Consider the following 20,384-nt stretch of genomic DNA (forward strand, 5'->3'; position numbering starts at 1 on the left):
CGTGCCGGTGGAGGCGCTGGAGGCGGCGCTTGGCCAGCCCATTGCCCGGCACGCGGACGGCGCGGCGCTGAGCGCGCCGGGGCAGATGCGCTCGCATTACGCGCCGGGGACAAAGGTGCGGCTGGAGGCCGAGGCACCGCGCCCGGGCGAGGTGATGCTGGGTTTTGGTCCGGTCGAGGCCGATCTCAACCTGTCGCGGGCGGGCGATCTGACCGAGGCTGCCGCCAATCTCTTTCACCACCTGCACGCGCTCGATGCCAACGGGGCCGAGGGCATCGCCGTCTCGCCCATCCCCGAGTCCGGGCTGGGCCTTGCGATCAACGACCGGCTGCGGCGCGCAGCGGCGCCGCGTTAGGCGATGTGTTCGGAGCGACCCGCTCACGGATCGGGGTGTGGCCTTGAGGGCACGAGCTATCCCGCGTCAATGGCTAATCCTGCCCTGCACCCTCTCGGCTGAGGCAGATTGCGGTGGTCCTCAAAAGCACACACACGCGGCAGTTCAGGAAATCGCGCGTTAGCTTGCCCGACGTTCCTCGAAGCTGAGCGCGATGAAACTTGGCAGATGATCGCCCATGCCAACCACCTTGGAGCTGCCGCCGTCGTCCTGTCTTCCGCGTCCGCTGCCTGATCCGCCGCGGCGCGAACGTCCCTCAGAGCGCGGCGATGTCGCAGCGCGTTCTTTCGGAGCCTCGGGAGTGCTTGTTTCGGCCTCGCTCACGGTCTCGCTGACCGCCTCGGGCTGAGGCTGTGCTGCATCCTCGGAGGTTTTACGTGACCCGCTGCGGCTAGCTGTCCGGCTACGGCGTTGCTTGGCAGGGCGTTCAGTGCCGCCTTCGGGCGCTTCGGTTTCAGTGGTTGGTGCTCCGAAATCGACCGGGCTTTCGACCCGCGGAATGTCTTTCTGAAGTAGGGCCTCCACGGCGGCGAGGTTCTTTTCATCGCGCGGGTTGCAGATCATCAGGGCCTTGCCATCGCGCCCGGCCCGCCCGGTGCGACCGATCCTGTGCACATAGTCTTCGGCATGTCCGGGGACATCGTAGTTGAACACATGGCTGACCGAAGGTACGTCAAGGCCACGCGCGGCCACATCCGAGGCGACAAGAAAGCGCAGATCACCGGCGCGGAAGCCATCCAGGGTACGGGTCCGCTGGCTCTGGTCCAGATCGCCATGGATAGGTGCGGCATCGTAGCCGTATTTCGTCAGTGACTTGGCAACGATATCGACATCAACCTTGCGATTACAAAAGATGATCGCGTTGGTGCACGCCTCGCCCTCGCGGTCGATCAGCGCGCGTAGCAGCCTGCGCTTTTCGCTGTCGGCGCGATCACGGCGCGAGGGTTTGAACATCGCAACGCCCTGCGCGATCGTCTCGGATGCGGTGGCCTGACGGGCCACTTCTATCCGCGCCGGGCCGGAGAGGAACGTGTTGGTGATGCGCTCGATCTCAGGCGCCATTGTAGCCGAGAAAAAGAGTGTCTGCCGGGTAAACGGCGTGAGGCTGAATATGCGCTCGATATCGGGGATAAAGCCCATGTCCAGCATCCGGTCGGCCTCGTCCACCACCATGATCTGCACGCCGGTGAGCAAGAGCTTGCCGCGCTCGAAATGGTCGAGCAGGCGGCCCGGAGTGGCGATCAGCACATCGACGCCCTTGTCGATGAGCTTGTCCTGTTCCTTGAAGCTGACCCCGCCGATGAGCAGCGCCTTGGTCAGTTTCAGATGCTTGGAATAGGTGTCGAAATTCTCGGCCACCTGTGCCGCCAGCTCGCGCGTCGGGCAAAGCACGAGGCTCCGCGGCATACGCGCACGGGCGCGACCGCGTGCCAGAAGCGAAAGCATCGGCAGCGTGAAGCTTGCAGTTTTGCCCGTGCCTGTCTGGGCGATACCCAGAACGTCGCGGCCTTCAAGTGCATGCGGGATGGCGCCCGCCTGAATGGGGGTCGGGGTTTCGTATCCGGCCTCTTCGATGGCCTTCATAACCTTGGGATTCAGGTTCAGATCGGAAAATTTTGTCATGTGCATCCGTAGTTTACGGACACAATCCTGGCCCGTACGTCTGTCGGCGGGTCGAGCCCCTCTTAGGCCTGTGGTTCTCCACATGGATAACCCGCTGAGGTCGATCTACCTGAGAACGCTTTAAGGGTCAATGCGCCGCAGTTTGGCGTCAACAATACCGGGGTGGGCTTGCAAGATTGTCGCGTTCGTAGAAACAATTAGCCTTGTTCAGCCTGCGCAGCAAAATGCCGGTTGCGCTTGGCATCAAGCTCGAGCGCGATCTTGTGCAGGTGTCCATGCGCGTCGAGGCGTGCACGCAGATCGGGGCTGGCGATGCAGACTTCCTCATAAAAAAGGCGCAACGCGTCCTCGCCCCCTTCGGTTTCGAGCATCCGGAACAGCGCATGCATGTTGAGGCCGCCGCCGTCCGAATGCGGTGCCGGCTTGAGCCCCTCGCGGTACGAGCCGTGCAGCAAGCGGTAGCGATATGCGGATTGCCATTGCTCCCACGAGGCCGCGTGCAGATGGCACAGCACCGTATCGCGCAGTTCGTCTGGCGTGTCGTCCATGACCTTGTCGCGAAAGGCATTGTGGATGCGCAGACTTGTCCCCGTGATGCCGGTGCGCACGAACACCTTGCCGGCCACATGGCTCAGAAAGCCACCGTTGAGATGTGGGCCATAGGTGGGATAGATCGCGTTGGTCTCTTCACGCCGTCGCATCTGAACCCGCGCACAGGATTTGAACCACTGCGTTCCCTCGTCGGGCGGATCGGCGGGGTCGGGGGCGAGTGCCTCAATGGGACGGATGCGGGCACTCAGCGTGTCCTCGGGCAGTGCGGCAAGCTGCTCGGGCAGGGGGCTGGCCGGCCAGAGATATTCGTCCACGTCTATATGGGCCAGCCAATCGACTTGCGGGCGTTTAGTGAGGCAATGTGTTGCGTTCAGGCTTTGACGTGGCTGGTGCTGGTCGGGGCGCCCCTTGCGGCGGCGGCGCTTCCAGTACCCGTCGTCGCAGAGGATGACGCGGCATTTGGGATGCGCGCGCAGTGCTGCCTCGGCCTGCGGGTTGGGCGCGTCGAGATAGACATGCACGCGGTGTGCGCCCAGATCGAGGTGATGGGCGGCGAAGTTTAAGATGTCTCGGGCGGGGGCCTTGATGGTGGCGACAAGGCCCCATGTCGGGGCAGGGGTCATAGGCGCAGAATGCGCTGCGACGTTGTGCTGCGCAAGGGCAGAGCTGTGCCGAGTGTCTGGTGCAATCTATCGGGTGGGCGATTTCAGGCGTGTCCGGGGAGCGGTGGATTGGAATCGGCGGCGTATTGGTCTTGAGCTGCCGTTGCCGTGAGCCGCGCATCGTCGTGCCGGGGGGCGGCGTCATGCCGGAGGCATGCCTCTGGCATGGCGATGCGCGGCGGGCTTCGCCCTTGATTCCGCGTCAGGGGTGCCGACCGCATGTTCGCTCAAGGCCAGTTGCACCCGTGATGCCCTGCAAAAATAATTGTGGCGCGTAGCCGCAAGGCGGCGATCAGAAGCGGCTCAGTCGAACTTGCGCGATGGCGCCAACACTGTGGCTTCGCCGATCAGGACCTTTTTGCCGTCCACCAGACAGCGGCAATCAAGTTGCACGCGGCGCTTACCGTGGTCGATGCCGACCACCTCGACCTCTGCATGCACCATGTCGCCGGGGCGCACGGGGGCGAGGAATTTCAGAGTCTGGCCCATGTAGACCGTTCCGTGACCGGGCAGCTGTTCGCCGATCACGGCTGAAATCAGCCCGGCGGTCAGCATGCCATGCGCGATGCGCCCCTCGAAAATCGTGTCCTGCGCATAGGCATCATCGAGATGCACCGGGTTGCGGTCGGTCGAGACCTCGGCGAACATCTCGATATCGCGATCTGTCACGACCTTTCGCACGTGGCGGGTCATGCCCATCTCGATATCTTCGATACAGATCGTGCCGCGCGGCATATTATCCAACATTTCCGCCCTCCGCATGGTTTGGCGTGTAATATTCAGGCGCTAATTTGCCCAATGTTGGAATTTTATTACTTCGCGGATGCAGAAAAAGCAAGCGCTTTCTGTCAGCGCAAAAAACCGATGGCATAGGTGGGTGAGGATATTTCCTTTTCCAGGTAATCGTTTAGCGCCTGCTCTTCGGGTTGGTGCGACGTTTTGGTCTCCTGTACGGCCAAACCGCCGGTTATGAAGAGAGAATCGATATCCTCTCCCATGGCGCCCTTGATATCGGTCTGCACACCGTCGCCGATGGCGAGGATGCGGTGGTTTTCCACATCTCGGCCAAGGGCTGCGAGACGCCGCCGCGCGAGATCGTAGATCGGCGGATGCGGCTTGCCGAAATATAGGCTCTCGCCCCCCATCTCGGTGTAAAGCTGCGCCAGCGCACCCGCGCACCATTCGCGGGTCTCGCCGCGATCCACCACGATATCGGGGTTGGCGCAGAGCAGTTTCAAACCCTTCTGCTTGGCGTACAGGAATTGCGGGCGCATCTCAGCGGGATCGGCATGGGGATCGAACGGGCCGACGCAAACAATACCCTCGGCCTCTTCGAGCGGCACGGCCTTGACCGAAACCGGATCTTCGATGACTTGAATGGGCTCGAAGAAACGGTGATCGAACTCCTGCCCTATGAACCAGACTTTTTCCCCGACGACGCCGCGAAACATTGCGGCGCGTGCGCTGTCGCCCGAGGTGGCGATACTGTCCCAAGCGTCATGCGCGACGCCGAACACGTCGAGCTGCTTTTCGATCCCGTTCCGCGCACGCGGAGAGTTGGTGACAAGAATGACGGTTCCGCCTGTTTCGCGATAGCGACGCAATGCAGCAACTGCGTCAGGCAGGGCGTTGACCCCGTCATGGACGCATCCCCAGAGATCGACGAAGAGCGCGTCGTACCTGTCGGCGATCTCGCTCAGGGCGGTGATGATGCGGGTCATGGGGCGTCTCCTTGGCTAAGTCGCGCGCAGATATGGCAGGGGGCGCGCGGTTTGGCCAGCCGTGCAAGACGGGTATTTTTCCAAGAAGAAACCGGCGGGTTTCAGTCCTCGTGCGGTCGCACGATGTGATAGCCGCCGCTCAGATAGGTCAGCGGGCGTTCGCCGGTGTTGGTCAGCCGCGTGACCCGTCCGATGCAGATGGCGTGGCTGCCATGGATCATGCGCTCGGTCAATGCACAGGAAAAGGCCGTGGCACGCGGCAGGATCGGGCCATGCGGCTCGGTATCGATGGCCAGATTGGCAAAACGGTCTTCGGGGTTTTCGGGCGAGGGCCCGGCAAAGGCGCGCGCCACATGGATCGCGTCCTCGGGCAGGATATTGACGCAGAACGCGCGATTTTCGGAAACGGTTTGCGCGATCCGGCTGTCGGATCTCAGGCAGACAAGGACGGATGGCGGATCCGCCGACAATGAGGTGAACGCGCTGACTGTTGCTCCCGCGCGGCCCGCCGGCCCATCGGTCGTTACCACGGTCACGGTGGCCGCGACTTGCCTCATCGCGGCAAGAAAAGCGTCACGTTCCACGCTCAGGGTCTCTTGGCTCACGTGTCTCTCCTAGCTGCGCTTGTTGGGTAACGGGGAATTATGGCGCCGTAAAGACGCCATTGCGCAGGGGTAGGTAGCGCGGGCTGCCCGGCTTTTCAAACTGCAAAATGAAAGCGCCACGCGGGGAGGAAAACCCCGCGTGGCGCCATGGGTGCGCAAGGGCGCGTCAGTTGGTTATGATCTCCGGCCCCATGAAGGTATTGGGCAGGACCGTCGACAGCCACGGGATATAGGTGACCATGATCAGGAACACGAAGAGCACCGCCAGGAAGGGCAGGGCGGCGCGCACCACGGCCATCATCGGCATGCCCGCCACACCCGAGGTGACAAAGAGATTGAGCCCCACCGGCGGCGTGATCATCCCGATTTCCATGTTGACCACCATGATGATGCCAAGGTGAATCGGGTCGATGCCCAGTTCGATGGCGATCGGAAAGACCAAAGGCGCGACGATCACCAAGAGGCCCGAGGGCTCCATGAACTGACCACCGATGAGCAGGATCACGTTGACCATTATCAGGAACATTACCGGCCCAAACCCTGCGGACAGCATCGCGTTGGCGATGCTTTGCGGGATCTGCTCGTCGGTCAGCACGTGCTTGAGGATGAGCGCGTTGGCGATGACGAAAAGCAGCGTCACCGTCAGCCTGCCCGCTTCGAACAGCGTCTTCTTGGTGTCGGGGTGGACAAAGGCGGTGATCAGCGCGTGCGGCTTGCGCAAGAGGCTCGTGTTCTTGCCCTCGCCGGTGGTGGCGAGCGGCCCCATGTCGCGGTAGATGAAGCAGGCGATGAAGAACGAATAGACCGCCGCGACCGCCGCCGCCTCGGTCGGGGTGAAGATGCCGCCATAGATGCCGCCGAGGATGATGACGATCAGAAAGAGGCCCCAGCCCGCCTCGCGCCCCGAGGCCCAGATCTCGCCCCAGCCCTGCCAGTCGCCCTTGGGCAGGTTGCGAACACGCGCGATGACATAGATCGTGGTCATCAGCATGAACCCGGCCAGCAGGCCCGGAATCACGCCGGCAAGGAACATCCGGCCCACCGACACGTCGACCGAGGCGGCATAGACCACCATCACGATGGAGGGCGGAATGAGGATGCCGAGCGTGCCGGCGTTACAGATCACACCGGCGGCAAATTCCTTGGTATAGCCGACCTGCCGCATGCCCGCGATCACGATCGTGCCGATGGCCACCACCGTGGCGGGGGACGACCCCGACAGCGCGGCGAAGAGCATGCAGGCAAAGACCCCCGCGATGGCAAGCCCGCCCGGCAGGTGCCCGACGCAGGCGATGGAAAACCGGATGATCCGCTGCGCCACGCCGCCCGTGGTCATGAAGGCCGAGGCGAGGATGAAGAACGGGATCGCCAGCAGGGTATAGTGACCCACGAAGGCCTCGAGCAGGGTGCCCGCCACCGAGGCGAGCGAGCTTTCGGAATAGATGAGCAGGAAGATGGTCGAGCTGAGCCCGAGCGAGATGGCGATCGGCACACCGATCAGCAGAAGCCCGATCACCATGGAAAAGAGAAGGACGACATCCATCAGTTCGACCCCCCGTTCGCGTCGCGCGCATGTCCGGCGCGGATCTCGTCAAGCTCGTCCTCGACCTCGTGGCTGGCGACCAGCCGGTCCACGTCGCCGCGCCAGATCGCGACGGCCACTTGCGAAAAGCGCAGCACGAGCAAGAGCGCCGAGATCGGCAGCACGATATAGGGCACGACCTTGGGCAGTTTCTCGTAGGTTTCGCCGTAGTTGATCATGTCCTCCAGAAAGCGGAAGACGCCGACCATCGGCACGTCCTGCACCTCGTAAAAGCTCTGGCTGCGGGCGCTCATGTCGAAGCCGGTCGGGACCCACCGCCCCGAGGTGGGGGGCAGATCGGCAAAGACCGCCCAGTAATCATAACAGCCCTTGAGCAAGAGCAAGGAGAACACAAGGCAGGCGGTCACGGAGATAAGCGCAAGCACGCGGCGTGCGGGTTGCGACACCATGTTCAGGATCGCGTCCACCCCCAGATGCGCGTGCTTCTTGACCGCGTAGGACGCCCCCAGAAGCACCAGCCAGCCGAACATGAACACGGTCAGTTCCAGCGCCCAGAGGATGTTTGAATTGAAAATGTACCGGGCCACCACATTGGCGAAGGTAATGAGTGTCATCAGCCCGAGCAGCACGGCGATCACCGTCTCCTCGATCTGGTCGATTAGCCCTGTCTTGTGCTGCATCGTCCCGTTTCCCTGATCTTGCAGAAGTCTGTTGCAGGTCGGGCGGGCCACGGGTGGCCCGCCCGATACTGATGCGCCTGCCCTCGAATTGGGGCAATACGCGTCTTGCTGGTTTAGGAGCTGCTGTTCGAGGCGACGGCCGCGTCGATGTTTTCTTGGCCGACATCACCCTTGAACTGCTCCCAGACGGGTTTCATCGCCTCGACCCACTTTTCGCGCTGCTCCGGTGTCAGCTGACGCACCACGCCGCCGGCGTCGATGACGGCCTGCTTGGCATCCTGGTTGACCTTGGCGGACTCGCTGTTGCGGGTGTCGGTCACCTCGGCGACGATAGTCAGGAACTGGTCGCGCACATCCGCATCGAGGCTGTCGAGCCAGTCGACGCTGGTCACCAGCAGATAGTCGATGATTCCGTGGTTGGTCTCGGTGATGCCGTCCTGCACCTCGAAGAACTTCTTGCCGTAGATGTTGGACCAGGTGTTTTCCTGCCCGTCCACGACACCCTGTTGCAGCGCGCCATAGACCTCGGAAAAGGCCATCTTCTGCGGGCTGCCGCCGATCGCTTCCATCTGCGCCACGAGCACGTCGGAAGATTGCACGCGGAATTTCAGCCCTTCGGCATCCGACGGCTCCAGCAGCGGCACATTGGCCGACATCTGCTTCATGCCATTATGCCAATAGGCCAGTCCCTGAAGACCACGGCGCTGCATGCTGTCGAGCATGGCCTGTCCGGTCTCGGAGGCCTGAAAGCTGTCAACGGCGTTGATGTCGGAAAACAGGAAGGGCAGGTCGAAGAGGCGGAACTGCTTGGTGAACTTTTCAAACTTGGACAGGCTCGGTGCGGCAAGCTGCACGTCGCCCTGAAGCATCGCTTCGAGCACCTTGTCATCGTTGTAGAGCGTAGAGTTGGGATACACCTCGATGCACATCTTGCCGTTCATCTCTTCGTTGACGCGGGTTTCCAGCATCGATGCGGCAATCCCCTTGGGGTGCTTGTCGGTGTTGGTGACGTGGCTGAACTTGACGACGATTTCGCCGTCGTCGCAGGCCGCCATGGCGGCGTTTGCGCCGGCGCTCAGGGCCAGTGCCGATACGGCAGCGGTCAGGAACTTCATTTGGGTCTCCTCCCATTTGGTCAGGTATATTTCAAACAACGCCCAAGTCGGGCGCGGTGACGCAAGGGTGAGAGAAAGCGGCATCGCGCTCAAGATTTTGATCAATCTTCGCGCATGATGCCGCTTTTTTGGAATTTATTCATAGTGTTGCAAGGCATTATTGGAGTGTCTGGGTTGCGTCTTGCGCATGGCTTGTGCGGTTTTCCGCACGCATGCTTTGTTCTGCGTGCGGATTTTCGCACAAGAACTTACAGGATCAGCGGCGATACTCATCGGGCCGAATCCCGTAACGTGAAAGCTTGTCGTAGAACGTCTTGCGCGGCAGCTTGAGCGCCTGCGCGGCCTGCGCCGCGCGCCCGTTCTGCCGACCCAAAGCTGCGATCAACAGCGATCGCTCGACCCGCGCCATTTGTTCTGCGAGGCCGAGTTCCGCAGCCCCCGTTGCACTGTCGGGCATGCCCAGAACAAAACGCATCGCCGCCGACATAAGCGAGCGGGCATTGCCGGGCCAGTCCTGCGCCATCAGGGCGGCGAGGTGATCTGGGCTGATTTCCGGCGCGGTCAGCCCGGCCTGTTCCGCCGCCTGCGCGACATAGTGGCGAAACAGCACCGGGATATCCTCGGGTCTTTCCGACAGTGACGGGATGCGCACGCGCAGCACCTCCAGCCGATAAAAGAGATCGGCGTTGAAACGTCCCTCGGCGGCGGCGTGCTCAAGATCGCTCGTGCCGCCTGCGATCAATCGCGCCTCGGTGCCACTCTCCAGACGTTCCAGCAGGGCATACTGGCTGTCGGTTGGAAGGGCGGCTATCTCGTCAAGAAAGAGATTACCCCCAACGGCTGACTGAAACGCGCCCTCAAGGGCCTGAGGGTCAAGGCGGGCAGCGGCCCGTTTTACAAAGGGCCCACCGGCGCAGGGTGACATGAGGTGAATGACCTCGGCCACCTTGGACACGCCGGCCCCGGGAGGGCCTGTTACCAGTATCTCGGTCCCGGCGCGGGCCGCTTGTCTCACCGTCTGGCGCATCTCCTCGGCAACCTGCGAAGTGCCAAATAGCATCCGCGCCGCCGGGTCGCCGGTTTCGAGCTGCGCCTTGAGGCGACGGTTTTCGAGGACCAGCGTCCGGTTCTTGAGCGCGCGTTCCAGCACCGGAATGAGCGCGTCCGGAGCACAGGGCTTTTCCAGAAAGTCGAACGCGCCTTGTCCCATGGCCTTGACCGCCATCGGAATATCGCCTTGGCCGGTGAGCAGGATCACCGGAAGTTCGTGGTCGAGCGCGCGGCTATGCGACAAAAGATGGAAGCCGTCGCGGCCCGGCATGCGGATATCCGACAGGATCACGCCTTCGAATTCGGGGGTGATATGATCCTTGGCCTCGATGAAGGACCCGGCGGTGCGCACGGTGTAGTCTGCCAATTCCAAGGTCTGGCTCAGCGCCTCGCGTACCGGCTTGTCATCGTCCACCACCAGCACAGTGCGAATCATGCCGCGCCCTCCTGTCTTGCCTCTGTCTGCTCTGTCCATGGCTCGAGCGCGACGGTAAATTCGGCCCCGCTTTGTGTGTTGCGCCCGGTGATCTGCCCGCCAAAACTCTGGACAAGCCCGTAGGAAATCGAAAGGCCGAGTCCCATTCCGTCACCGTCACCGATCAATTTGGTGGAGTAGAACGGATCGAATATCTTTTCGGGTTCCTCGATGCCGGGGCCGGTGTCGCTCAGTTGGAGCACGACGGGCGTACCGGGCGTAAGCGAGATCGTCAGGCATCGTTCCGCGCTTTGAGCCATGGCGTCCGCCGCATTGGTGATCAGGTTGAGCAGGACCTGCCCCAGCCGGACCTCGCCACCTGCCACCCAGATCGGGGCGGGCGGTGCCTGCCAGTTCACCGTGATACCGTCGTCGCGCAGCCGCGCGGCGGTCATCTCCAGCGCGGTCTCGATCACCTGCACCATGTCTACCCGCGTCACCGGCTCGTTCTCATTGCGCACAAAGGCGCGCAGGTTTCGGATGATACGGCTCATTCGATGTGCCATCTCGTCGATGCGGCTCAGGTTTTCCGCAGCCTTGTCCGGTGTGCCCCGTTGCAGGAACGCGCCGCCATTCGCGGCAAATTGCCGGATCGCCATCAATGGCTGGTTCAACTCGTGGCTGATGCCCGCGCTCATCTTGCCAAGTGCGCTTAGCTTGCCGGCTTGAACCAGTTCGTCCTGCGCGCGCTTGAGTGCGGCCTCGGCCTCTTGCCGCTCGCGGACCTCCCGGCGCAGGATCCGGTTGGTGCGGGTCAGGGTCGCGGTGCGCTCTGCGACGCGGCCTTCGAGTTGGGCGTTGGCGCGCGCCAGCGTGCGCCTGCGCTCCTGAGCGAGAAACAGCAGCGAGCCGAAGAAGAGCAGCACCACCGCCACCGCTCCGGCCTGAATGGCTGCGATCCGGCGGGCCGGTGCGACATCGACAAGTGCCGCCCCGGTCATCCCGATGCGCGGCAAGGGCTGGCTGACTTGAAGGCCGCGGCGGGGCAGGTAGGGACCGAGGTCGATGTGCCAGATCTCGTGCTCGCCGAACGTCTGACGATCAAACGGAATGACCGCGCCGGCGGGCGGCGCGAGGATCGTGTCCTCCGGCAGCTTGCGCCAGCCCAGCAGTTCCGACCGGTTGGACATGAAGACACGTCCCGTGTCATCGACCAGAAATACGGCCGTCGTCAGGCCGCGCCAGCCGAATTCGACATTCTCGGCATCAGCGATGGCAATGAGCGCGCTGCGCACCTTGCCATCCGGACCAAACGAGGGGGCTGCAAACTGAAAGATTCGCCTAGCGCCATCGGCGCTCATGCTATGGGCGGTGCCAAGTGCGCCGTCCATGGCCCGCAAGAAAGGTGCTGAGGCCCTCAGGTTATCGGGCAGCCGCAGGCTGGTCCCCGCGAGCAGATCCCCTTGCGGATCCACATAGTACAGCCCGGAGGCCCCGGTCCTGTCGGCCGAGGTCATCAAGAGCCGCTGTGCCGTGCGTTCCTCATGGCGGCCAGACGGCCTTGTGAGGGTGGTGAGTGTCGGGTGATCGGCGAGTGCCACAGCCTGATCGCGGTACCGTTGCAGGTCCGAGACCAGTCCACCCAATACCAGCGCCATGTCGGCGGTGCCCCGGCGTGATTGTTCGGCGAGCGTTTGCCGGTAGCCGTAATGCCAGACGATGCCCGTGATCACGATGACCGCAAACAGGAACGGGACGACGATCAAGGTCAGGGGAGACTTGCGGAACATGAAGGTCAATCTACCAGCGCGCGGGCCGGGTTGACCAGACGCAAAGCCCGGCTCAGGCGTGCCCTGCCTCTGACGAGAGCATGAGAGAAGACACTCCGAGCCGCGTCAGCGCGGCCTCCCATTTGTCGGCGTCCGTTGTCTCGAAAACCAGATCGGTGTCGGCGTCACAGGTGAGCCAGCCATTCTGTGCCAGTTCGGCCTCGATCTGACCCGGGCCCCAACCTGCATATCCGAGTGCAAGGATCGCCTTGCCCGGGCCTGCGCCACGCGCCATGTCCTCAAGGATATCCAGCGTGGCCGTCATCGCGAATTCGGTGTTCACGTCCAGGGTCGAGAGCGTCGAGCTGTAGGCACGGTCATGCAGAACGAAGCCACGCCCATGCTCCACGGGGCCGCCGACATGCACAGGCAGGTCTCGGGCCTGCGCCTCCGGCGTGATCGACAATTGATCGAGAAGATCGCGCATGCGCAGGTCTTCGGTTGGCTTGTTCACCATGAGGCCCATCGCGCCCTCCGCCGAATGTGCGCAGATCAGGACCACGGAATGTGCAAATCTCGGGTCGCCCATGCCGGGCATGGCGATGAGCAGTTTTCCCGTAAGGTCCATATCCTCTTCGGTTTCCATCACGAGCGGGTCCTTTTGTCTTCTGCTATGAAAATGGGGCCCGATGGCTAGGGGTGCAAGCCATCTCTTTACCGCCCGGCAAGATTTCTCTCCGGAATGTGAGTTGGCAAGTGCGATCGGATAGACCATTTAGACGCTATGATAAGACAATGCCTCTTAACAGTCGCCGCCGTGGTTTCGCTCGGTGCCTTGCCAGTGTTTGCCCAGTCGGCGAATGACATGGTGCGCGTCAGCATCCTGCCGGGTTGGCGGATGGCCGACGGCAGCCACATGGCCGCTATCAAGTTCGTGCTCACGGACGGATGGAAAACCTATTGGCGCGCCCCGGGCGAGGCGGGTATCCCGCCGCGCTTTGACTGGAGTGCCTCTGCCAATCTGGAACGGGTCGAGATCGAATGGCCGACACCGCAGCAGACCATGACGAATGGAATGCGCACCATCGGCTATGCCAATGACCTGGTGCTGCCCGTCCGATTGACCCCCGAACGCGAAGGTCGACCTATCACGCTCGGAGCGGATATGGAGATTGGCGTTTGCAGCGATATCTGCGTGCCTGTCAGCCTGTCGGTGACGCAGCAGCTGGGGGTTGAGCATCAAAAGCCCGATCCACAGATCGCAGGGGCCCTCGCGGCGCGTCCCTACAGTCAGGAAGAGGCCGGGGTCGGCCGCGTGGCGTGCGACGTTTCGCCGGTGGAGGGCGGTTTGCGCCTTGTTGCCGAGGTCGATGTGCCTGCCATGGGAACAAACGAATTCGTTGTTGTCGAAACCAATGATCCGTCCCTGTGGGTCGCGCAGGCCAAAAGCCGCCGCGACGGGCGGCGTTTACATGCCGAAACCGAGATTTTCCACGTTGAGGGTCACGGTTTCATACTCAAGCGCGACGATGTTCGGCTGACAATATTGAGCAGTGGCGACGCGGTCGATATTCAAGGATGTCCCGCGCGGTAGGCTACTCGCGGTCAGCCCGAGCGTGTGCGCAACGGTCTGGAATCGGGGAGTGAGATATTGGCCACCTGCTCTGCGATCGGGTCATTGACCAGCGGATGCGCCTGCGCACGATAGGCTTGCGGGTCGCGCATCTTTTGCCACTGGTTGCCAACATAGACCTCAAGCCCGGTGAACGCGGCCTTGTAGCCCATCTTCGGGCTGCCGGGCACCCAGTACCCTAGATAAACATAGGGCAGCCCATTTTCGCGCGCGACCTCGATATGATCAAGGATCACGTAGGTTCCGAGTGAGGCTTTGGGGCGGTCGGGCTCGTAAAAGGAATAGACCATGCTTACCCCGTCATCGACGATGTCGGTCAGGCAGACTGCGACCAGCGCGCCGGTCTCCGGCTCGGTGTATTCCACGACTCGGGTCCGGATCGGCGTCTCTTCGACCATGGCGGCAAACTCGAACGTGTCCATGTCCGCCATGCCGCCCGTGGCGTGGCGGCTTTCGAGGTAGCTGCGGAAGAGGGCGTATTGCTCTTCCGTGGCCCAGGGCGATGTCGCACGGCGTTGGAGACTTTCGTTGCGACGCAGCGTGCGCCGCTGGCTTTTGGAGGCAGTGAACTCGGCCACGTTTATGCGCGCCGAGAGGCACGCCGCACAATCGGCGCAGGACGGACGGTAGAGCACGTTTTGCGACCGGCGAAAGCCCTGTTTGGACAGTCCGTCATTCAAGCGCTGCGCGCCCTCGCCCTGAAGCGCGGTAAAAAGCTTGCGCTCCATCCGGCCTGGCAAGTATGGGCAGGGCTGCGGCGCAGTGACATAGAACTGTGGCGCAATAGGAAGCGTGTGGCGCATGAATCCGTCCATTGTCTTTCTTTGCGGGAACGATAACAACGATATCCACGCCCGCCAAGGGTCTTGTCATTGTTACGTTACATGGCGGCGCGGCGGTTGATCGCCACAGTCCCGAGCACCCTGTCTGTCAGCCCTTGTGCGCGTGATCCGGTGAGCATCAGAACGATTGAGACGACCTGTACAAGAGGCAGGGCAAACGAAACCGCCAGCCCCAAAGTGTGCAGAAACGCCAGCGATAGATCGAACCGCTTGCCCTCGGCATCGCGAAATTCGATCGCCGAGAGGCGCATCCCCCATGTGGCCGATCCGCGTGCGATCGTTACCACGCGATATGCAAAGCCAACGACCGCTGTCAGTACCGGAAAGAAGAAAAGACCTGTAAACGCCGTAAACGGAACCGCCAACAGGCTGATGCCGATGATCACCAGCGTATCCACGACAAAGGCCAGCAGGCGCTTGACCGGCACATCGGCATAGAATTCAGGCTGTGTCTCGGGATCGGGCAGGTGCCAGCTTGTCTGTGTCATGGGGCCTCGGGTTACACGATGTGGCGTCAAAGTCGGGCGCCGCGCCGCTGATTGCAAGGGGTCAGGCCGTGAATTCGGCCTCCTGCGCGCCGGAGATCCGCAGCAGTTGTGCGGGATCTATGCCAAACAGGTGTCGTGGTGTGCCCGCCGCTGCCCAAACCTGCGGGAACGTCAGCAAATGAGGATCGAAGAACGCGCGCGGGCGGGTCAAATGGCCGACCGGAGACACACCCCCTATGGCAAAACCCGTTTGCGCGCGAATGAGCCCTGCATCCGCCTTGCCAAGCGGCTCGCCAGCCACCGTCGCGGCGCGCGCGTCCGCGACCCGGTTCGCGCCCGATGTGACGAATAAAACGGCGACACCGCTTGTGTTACCCAGAAACATGATGGATTTGGCAATCTGCGCGATGTCGCAACCCACCAGATCGGCCGCCATTTGCGCGGTTGTCGCATTGCCGATCTCGACGGGCGCGACATCAATCCCCGCTGCTTGCAGCGCCTCGGTTACGCGGCGCAGGCTCTTGCTCATGAGTGTCCTCCAATTTTTTCACAGTATTCCAACTCCATGAGGCATTGACCAGCCCCGCCCGGCTTGTATCACTCGGATCATGAATTTTGCTGATCGCCTGACCCGCTTGCCGCATGCCCATGACCCCGATGATGCAGAGGAGGCCCGCGCCGCTCTGCCCGATCTGGTTGGGCCGAGCTCTGATCTTTTGGCCGGGGCAGGGGGATGCAGCCCGTTTCTGAAATCGCTGATCCTGCAAGAGGCAGACTGGCTGGGCGGGGCGTTGGACGCGCCCGAGGCGGCGCTTGAGACGCTGCATGATGCGCTTAGGGAGGTGCCCGCGGACCGGTTGCCGGTTGCGCTGCGCGAAGCCAAGCGGCGGGTCGCGTTGCTGACCGGACTGGCCGATCTGGGCGGTGTCTGGCCCTTGGAGGACGTCACGGGTCATCTGACGGATTTCGCGGATCTGGCTTGCGATCTGGCGTTGAAGGCCGCTCTCGGGGCTGAAATCCGTCGCGGCAAGCTGCCGGGCATGGATGAGGACGACATTGCCTCAGGCGCAGGAATGGTGGTGCTCGCGATGGGCAAGATGGGGGCGCATGAACTGAATTATAGCTCTGACATAGATCTCATCTGCCTTTTCGACGAGACCCGGTTCGAGCGCGACGTCTATCACGATGCCCGCGCCGCCTATGTGCGCGCAACACGCAAGATGTCGGCCATGCTCAACGACCGCACCGCCGAGGGCTACGTGTTTCGGACGGATCTGCGGCTCCGGCCCGACTCAGGCGTGACACCCGTTTGCATGGCGATGGCGGCGGCTGAAACCTATTACGAGAGCCTCGGGCGCACATGGGAGCGAGCGGCCTATATCAAGGCCCGGCCCTGCGCGGGCGACATCGAGGCCGGCAATCGGTTTCTCAGGACGCTCAAGCCGTTCGTGTGGCGCAAGCATCTCGATTTTGCGGCCATCGAAGACGCCCACAACATGCGGTTGGCGATCCGGGAGCACAAGGGACTTGGGCGCGCGCTCTGTCTTGAGGGACACGACATGAAGCTGGGGCGGGGCGGCATCCGCGAGATCGAATTTTTCACCCAGACACGCCAGTTGATCGCTGGTGGGCGTGACGCAGACCTGCGGGTAAGCGGCACGGTCCAGGGGCTGGCGCGGCTGGCGGAAAAAGGCTGGGTGCCCCGGGATGCGGCAGACGCGCTCAGCGATCACTACCGGTTTCACCGCGAGGTCGAGCACCGGGTGCAAATGCTGCGTGACACGCAAACCCATCTGTTGCCCAACTCGGCAGAGGAATTCGACCGGCTCGCCGCGTTCATGGGGCGTGAAACGGCCGATCTGCGCGCCGACCTCGAGGCGCGCCTCAGCGCAGTGCATGATCTGATAGAAGGGTTCTTTTGCCCCGATGATCAGACTGGGTCCACGTCGGCGGCCGACTTGCTGGATGGCGAGGTGATCGCGCGCTGGCCAAGTTATCCTGCGCTGCGCTCGGCGAGAGCTGTGGAAATTTTCAAACGGCTCAAACCTGATATCCTTGCCCGTCTCGCTCGCACGGCTAACCCCGACGAGGCGCTTCTGGCGTTTGACGGGTTCCTCGCGGGGTTGCCCGCCGGGGTGCAGGTGTTCGCCCTGTTCGAGGCAAATCCGCAACTCATCGATCTGTTGGTCGATATTGTCGGCACTGCGCCCGCGCTGGCCTCGCATCTATCGCGCAATGCAGGCGTATTCGACGCAGTGATCGCAGGCGACTTCTTTGCCGCCTGGCCGGGACGAACGGCACTCGAGTCGGAACTGAAGGCGCGGCTTGCGGTCGAAACCGACTACGAGCGCGCGCTCGATGCGGCCAGACGATGGTGCAAGGAGTGGCATTTCCGGGTCGGTGTCCACCATCTGCGCGGCCTGAGCGATGCCGAGACGGCAGCGGCGCAATATGCCGATCTGGCGGGCTCGATCATCGGGGGTGTCTGGCCGCTTGTGGTGGCCCAGTTTTCTGAAAAGCACGGTACGCCGCCTGGTCGCGGTGCCGTGGTTCTGGGGATGGGGTCGCTTGGCGCTGCGCGGCTCAATGCGGGCTCGGACCTCGATCTTATCGTGATCTATGACGCGGGTGATGCAGAAGGTTCTGACGGTCGCAGGCCGCTGTCTGCGCGGCCCTACTACGCGCGTTTGACCCAGGCGATGATCACCGCGCTGACCGCGCCGATGGCAGAGGGGCGGCTCTATGAGGTGGACATGCGTTTGCGTCCATCGGGCAATCAGGGGCCGGTCGCCACGAGCTGGCCGAGCTTTAAGAGCTATCAGCAAGACGAGGCTTGGACCTGGGAACATCTTGCTCTGACGCGGGCGCGTGTGATTGCCGGCGACACAGGGCTCGCGCGCGATGTCGAGGCGTTCCGGCAGTGTCTCATACAGGAGAAAGGCGCGCGCGCCACCGTTCTGGAGGCCGTCGCCGAGATGCGCGCGCGCGTGTCCAGTGCAAAACCACCCGCCGGCCCCTGGGACGCCAAGCTCGGGCCCGGACGCCTGTTGGAACTGGAGCTTATCGCGCAGGCGGGCGCCCTGATGGCTGGCCGCGCGGCGCGGGACGTGACGACGGGTCTTGAGGCCGGTGTCGCAATCGGTTGGCTTGATGACGGAGATGGCGCAGCACTGCAAGCGGCTTATGCGCTTTGCTGGAGCGTGCAGATGGTGGCGCGGCTGATCAGCGACAAGCCGCTTGATCCCGACAAGATGGGTGAGGGCGGCGCGGCCTTTCTGCTGCGCGAGACGGGGCAGGAGAATCTGGGCATGTTGCAAAAATCGCTTGAGACCAGCTGCGGCAGGGCGGCGTCCGTGATCGATGCCGCGCTCGCACACCGGCCCGAGGCGGGCTGACATGCAAAAAGACCCGATTGATCCCAAACGACTGATCCGCGAGGCGTACCGCATCGAAGGCATCACCGAGGCGGAATGCCGTTCGATCTTTCTCGACTGGGCCTTGTCTCTGCCGGAGGGCGCGGCCCCGGCGGACGCGATTGCGGAAATGATTGCGCGCTACGGATCCGATCATCCGGATCATCCCATGACACGGGTCCTCCATCAGGGGACCGGTACCGCTGAACCGGCGCGCAGGCGCGGCGGCTGGCGTGCCCGCACAAGGGGCGAGGACTGAGCACCGCGCGGGCAGGCAACACCAAGAACGATCCCGTCAAGCCTCGGTATTGACATGCTTAAACACCGAATTTGTCGCAAATGCGCCCCATTCGGACGTCATCCATGGAGTGCGAAAAGAGGCACAGCCCATGGAGGAAGACATGAGCTATATTAGAATGATCGCCGCAGTGTTGCTTGGGTTTGGCCTTTCGGCCTGTGCCAGTGTCGACACCGCAACCCGGAACGCCCCGATGGAAGGCCCGGAAATGCGCCCGGCACCGATCTCGCTGGATGTTCAGCAGGTCCGTATCTCGGTCCCGGAATCGCTCAAGGTGTCCGAGGCCAACCGCTACTATCCCGGTGGTGACATCGTGTGGCGCGAAGACCCCCCGGGCGACCGGCATGCTCAGGTCAAGGCGATCTTCGAGCAGGCGTTCTCCAAGGCGGTCGAACGCGCCGAGCCGGGTCTCGTGCCGGTCGTCCTCGATGTCGAGGTTACCCGCTTTCATGCGCTGAGCGAAAAGGCACGCTATACGATCGGCGGGGTGCATGCGATCCAGTTCAAGCTGCAACTGCGCAACCCCGAAACTGGTGAAGCTTACGGCGAGCCCAAGTTCGTCAAGGCTGATTTCAATGCCCTCGGCGGGCAGGCGGCAGTCGCGGCGGAGCAGCGTGGCGTGACCCAGAAAGTGCGGATCACCGAACATCTCGCCAACGTGATGCGGATCGAACTGGGCGACCCCGGTGGCTACCACGCTCAAAGCCTCGGTTTGATCGGCGCGCTGAACCAAATCTGATCTTTTCCAGATCATGTAAACGGCGTAAGGGGACGGTATGACACCGTCCCCTTATCCCGTTATACGCCTTCGCCCTAACGTCCAGCCGCGCGCGATCCGCCACGGCGCACCTTGGGTTTATGACAATGAGATCGTGACCGACCGACGCACGCGCGCGCTGGAGCCCGGCACGATCGCCCAGCTTGAGGATGCCGAGCGCGCACCGCTTGGCCTTGTCGCGTTCAATCCGGCCTCGCGCATCATGGCGCGGATGATGGAGCGGGACTGCGCCGCGCGGATCGACCGCGACTGGCTGCAGGGACGGATCGAGCGCGCTCATGCGATGCGCGCACGCTTTTATGACAGCCCGCATTACAGGCTCGTGCATGCCGAGGCCGATGGTCTGCCCGGTGTCGTGATCGACCGGTTTGACGATATCGCGGTGATCCAGCCCAATGCCGCGTGGGCCGAGCGGATGCTGCCAGATCTGGTCGCGGCTGTGCAGGAGATCACCGGCGTGAAGACCGTGCTCAAGAACGCCGGTGGCCGGGCGCGCAATCTGGAGGGACTGGATGACGTGAGCGCCGTTTTGGCAGGTGATGCGCCGCAGTCCGCTTTGCCGGTGCCGATGAACAATGCGATCTACATGGCCGACCTGATGGGCGGGCAAAAGACCGGGTTGTTTTACGATCAGCGCCCCAACCATGCGTTTGCGGCGCGGCTTTCTCGGGATTTGCGGGTGCTGGACGTATTCAGCCATGTCGGCGGCTTTTCACTCGCGGCGCTGGCGGCGGGGGCGGCAAGCGCGCATGCCGTGGATGGGTCCGAGCCGGCGCTCGCGCTCGCTGCCGAAGGGGCTGCGC

20 protein-coding genes are annotated in these 20,384 nt (G+C 62.8%); 6 read left to right on the forward strand and 14 right to left on the reverse strand.

Annotated features, from left to right (window positions below; all coding sequences use genetic code 11):
* The coding region (locus Q0X85_RS17345) for a Sua5 family C-terminal domain-containing protein (protein WP_297774094.1) at positions 1–355 on the forward strand (355 nt) is incomplete at its 5' end.
* A gap of 159 nt (positions 356–514) precedes the next feature.
* On the opposite strand, the gene Q0X85_RS17350 is transcribed toward Q0X85_RS17345, so the two are convergent.
* The 11 genes from Q0X85_RS17350 to Q0X85_RS17400 form a co-directional block, all read right to left on the reverse strand.
* Entirely contained in the window at positions 515–2,017 is a 1,503-nt protein-coding gene (locus Q0X85_RS17350; RefSeq protein ID WP_297774097.1) for a DEAD/DEAH box helicase, read from the reverse strand.
* A 197-nt stretch (positions 2,018–2,214) separates the two neighbouring features.
* Positions 2,215–3,192 carry a glycosyltransferase family 2 protein gene (locus Q0X85_RS17355; RefSeq protein ID WP_297774100.1) on the reverse strand — a complete coding sequence of 326 codons (978 nt, stop codon included), beginning with the start codon at positions 3,190–3,192 and terminating at the stop codon, positions 2,215–2,217.
* A 342-nt stretch (positions 3,193–3,534) separates the two neighbouring features.
* On the reverse strand, positions 3,535–3,978 hold the full coding sequence (locus Q0X85_RS17360) for a MaoC family dehydratase (protein ID WP_297774102.1): 444 nt from the start codon (positions 3,976–3,978) through the stop codon (positions 3,535–3,537).
* 101 nt (positions 3,979–4,079) lie between these two features.
* A complete protein-coding gene (locus tag Q0X85_RS17365) occupies positions 4,080–4,952 on the reverse strand; it encodes a TIGR01459 family HAD-type hydrolase (RefSeq protein ID WP_297774105.1) in 873 nt (290 codons plus the stop codon).
* A 101-nt stretch (positions 4,953–5,053) separates the two neighbouring features.
* Positions 5,054–5,557: a flavin reductase family protein gene (locus Q0X85_RS17370; RefSeq protein ID WP_297774107.1), complete on the reverse strand. Its 504-nt coding sequence runs from the start codon at positions 5,555–5,557 to the stop codon at positions 5,054–5,056.
* Positions 5,558–5,723: 166 nt separating this feature from the next.
* Positions 5,724–7,100, reverse strand: a complete 1,377-nt coding sequence (locus tag Q0X85_RS17375; protein ID WP_297774109.1) for a TRAP transporter large permease — start codon at positions 7,098–7,100, stop codon at positions 5,724–5,726.
* Positions 7,100–7,780 (reverse strand): TRAP transporter small permease, encoded by a 681-nt coding sequence (locus Q0X85_RS17380; RefSeq protein WP_297774111.1) that lies wholly within the window; start codon positions 7,778–7,780, stop codon positions 7,100–7,102. The genes Q0X85_RS17375 and Q0X85_RS17380 overlap by 1 nt, the downstream gene beginning before the upstream one ends.
* Before the next feature lie 113 nt (positions 7,781–7,893).
* A complete protein-coding gene (locus tag Q0X85_RS17385; protein WP_297774112.1) occupies positions 7,894–8,895 on the reverse strand; it encodes a DctP family TRAP transporter solute-binding subunit in 1,002 nt (333 codons plus the stop codon).
* 256 nt (positions 8,896–9,151) lie between these two features.
* Positions 9,152–10,381, reverse strand: a complete 1,230-nt coding sequence (locus tag Q0X85_RS17390) for a sigma-54 dependent transcriptional regulator (protein ID WP_297774114.1) — start codon at positions 10,379–10,381, stop codon at positions 9,152–9,154.
* On the reverse strand, positions 10,378–12,150 hold the full coding sequence (locus Q0X85_RS17395) for an ATP-binding protein (protein ID WP_297774116.1): 1,773 nt from the start codon (positions 12,148–12,150) through the stop codon (positions 10,378–10,380). The genes Q0X85_RS17390 and Q0X85_RS17395 overlap by 4 nt, the downstream gene beginning before the upstream one ends.
* A gap of 52 nt (positions 12,151–12,202) precedes the next feature.
* Positions 12,203–12,775 carry a YqgE/AlgH family protein gene (locus Q0X85_RS17400; protein ID WP_297774131.1) on the reverse strand — a complete coding sequence of 191 codons (573 nt, stop codon included), beginning with the start codon at positions 12,773–12,775 and terminating at the stop codon, positions 12,203–12,205.
* Positions 12,776–12,913: 138 nt separating this feature from the next.
* Here Q0X85_RS17400 and Q0X85_RS17405 point away from each other — a divergent pair, with 138 nt between their 5' ends.
* Positions 12,914–13,723, forward strand: a complete 810-nt coding sequence (locus tag Q0X85_RS17405) for a protein-disulfide reductase DsbD domain-containing protein (RefSeq protein ID WP_297774118.1) — start codon at positions 12,914–12,916, stop codon at positions 13,721–13,723.
* Between the two features lie 11 nt (positions 13,724–13,734).
* Here the strand turns inward: Q0X85_RS17405 and Q0X85_RS17410 are convergent, their stop codons facing one another.
* The 3 genes from Q0X85_RS17410 to Q0X85_RS17420 form a co-directional block, all read right to left on the reverse strand.
* Positions 13,735–14,565 (reverse strand): arginyltransferase, encoded by an 831-nt coding sequence (locus Q0X85_RS17410; protein WP_297774120.1) that lies wholly within the window; start codon positions 14,563–14,565, stop codon positions 13,735–13,737.
* A 77-nt stretch (positions 14,566–14,642) separates the two neighbouring features.
* Positions 14,643–15,092 (reverse strand): RDD family protein, encoded by a 450-nt coding sequence (locus Q0X85_RS17415; RefSeq protein WP_297774121.1) that lies wholly within the window; start codon positions 15,090–15,092, stop codon positions 14,643–14,645.
* 61 nt (positions 15,093–15,153) lie between these two features.
* A complete protein-coding gene (locus tag Q0X85_RS17420) occupies positions 15,154–15,621 on the reverse strand; it encodes a YbaK/EbsC family protein (protein WP_297774122.1) in 468 nt (155 codons plus the stop codon).
* Positions 15,622–15,700: 79 nt separating this feature from the next.
* Between Q0X85_RS17420 and Q0X85_RS17425 the strand changes: the two genes are divergently transcribed.
* The 4 genes from Q0X85_RS17425 to Q0X85_RS17440 form a co-directional block, all read left to right on the forward strand.
* Entirely contained in the window at positions 15,701–18,487 is a 2,787-nt protein-coding gene (locus Q0X85_RS17425) for a glutamine-synthetase adenylyltransferase (RefSeq protein ID WP_297774124.1), read from the forward strand.
* A gap of 1 nt (position 18,488) precedes the next feature.
* On the forward strand, positions 18,489–18,764 hold the full coding sequence (locus Q0X85_RS17430; protein ID WP_297774125.1) for a hypothetical protein: 276 nt from the start codon (positions 18,489–18,491) through the stop codon (positions 18,762–18,764).
* Positions 18,765–18,906: 142 nt separating this feature from the next.
* The gene (locus Q0X85_RS17435) at positions 18,907–19,542 is read left to right on the forward strand and encodes a DUF6778 family protein (protein WP_297774127.1); all 636 of its coding nucleotides are present in this window, start codon (positions 18,907–18,909) and stop codon (positions 19,540–19,542) included.
* A 37-nt stretch (positions 19,543–19,579) separates the two neighbouring features.
* The coding region (locus tag Q0X85_RS17440) for a class I SAM-dependent methyltransferase (protein ID WP_297774129.1) at positions 19,580–20,384 on the forward strand (805 nt) is incomplete at its 3' end.

This window comes from uncultured Roseovarius sp. (assembly GCF_947259555.1).
In the GTDB taxonomy this organism is placed as follows: domain Bacteria; phylum Pseudomonadota; class Alphaproteobacteria; order Rhodobacterales; family Rhodobacteraceae; genus Roseovarius.

Bases quoted from the DNA above. Each gene is read 5' to 3' on its own strand.
- Q0X85_RS17360 (WP_297774102.1), bottom strand. From the start codon at position 3,978: ATGTTGGATAATATGCCGCGCGGCACGATCTGTATCGAAGATATCGAG.
- Q0X85_RS17415 (WP_297774121.1), bottom strand. From the start codon at position 15,092: ATGACACAGACAAGCTGGCACCTGCCCGATCCCGAGACACAGCCTGAA.
- Q0X85_RS17425 (WP_297774124.1), top strand. From the start codon at position 15,701: ATGAATTTTGCTGATCGCCTGACCCGCTTGCCGCATGCCCATGACCCC.
- Q0X85_RS17380 (WP_297774111.1), bottom strand. From the start codon at position 7,780: ATGCAGCACAAGACAGGGCTAATCGACCAGATCGAGGAGACGGTGATC.
- Q0X85_RS17365 (WP_297774105.1), bottom strand. From the start codon at position 4,952: ATGACCCGCATCATCACCGCCCTGAGCGAGATCGCCGACAGGTACGAC.
- Q0X85_RS17400 (WP_297774131.1), bottom strand. From the start codon at position 12,775: ATGGAAACCGAAGAGGATATGGACCTTACGGGAAAACTGCTCATCGCC.
- Q0X85_RS17410 (WP_297774120.1), bottom strand. From the start codon at position 14,565: ATGCGCCACACGCTTCCTATTGCGCCACAGTTCTATGTCACTGCGCCG.
- Q0X85_RS17385 (WP_297774112.1), bottom strand. From the start codon at position 8,895: ATGAAGTTCCTGACCGCTGCCGTATCGGCACTGGCCCTGAGCGCCGGC.
- Q0X85_RS17375 (WP_297774109.1), bottom strand. From the start codon at position 7,100: ATGGATGTCGTCCTTCTCTTTTCCATGGTGATCGGGCTTCTGCTGATC.
- Q0X85_RS17405 (WP_297774118.1), top strand. From the start codon at position 12,914: ATGATAAGACAATGCCTCTTAACAGTCGCCGCCGTGGTTTCGCTCGGT.
- Q0X85_RS17395 (WP_297774116.1), bottom strand. From the start codon at position 12,150: ATGTTCCGCAAGTCTCCCCTGACCTTGATCGTCGTCCCGTTCCTGTTT.
- Q0X85_RS17430 (WP_297774125.1), top strand. From the start codon at position 18,489: ATGCAAAAAGACCCGATTGATCCCAAACGACTGATCCGCGAGGCGTAC.
- Q0X85_RS17350 (WP_297774097.1), bottom strand. From the start codon at position 2,017: ATGACAAAATTTTCCGATCTGAACCTGAATCCCAAGGTTATGAAGGCC.
- Q0X85_RS17420 (WP_297774122.1), bottom strand. From the start codon at position 15,621: ATGAGCAAGAGCCTGCGCCGCGTAACCGAGGCGCTGCAAGCAGCGGGG.
- Q0X85_RS17390 (WP_297774114.1), bottom strand. From the start codon at position 10,381: ATGATTCGCACTGTGCTGGTGGTGGACGATGACAAGCCGGTACGCGAG.
- Q0X85_RS17355 (WP_297774100.1), bottom strand. From the start codon at position 3,192: ATGACCCCTGCCCCGACATGGGGCCTTGTCGCCACCATCAAGGCCCCC.
- Q0X85_RS17435 (WP_297774127.1), top strand. From the start codon at position 18,907: ATGAGCTATATTAGAATGATCGCCGCAGTGTTGCTTGGGTTTGGCCTT.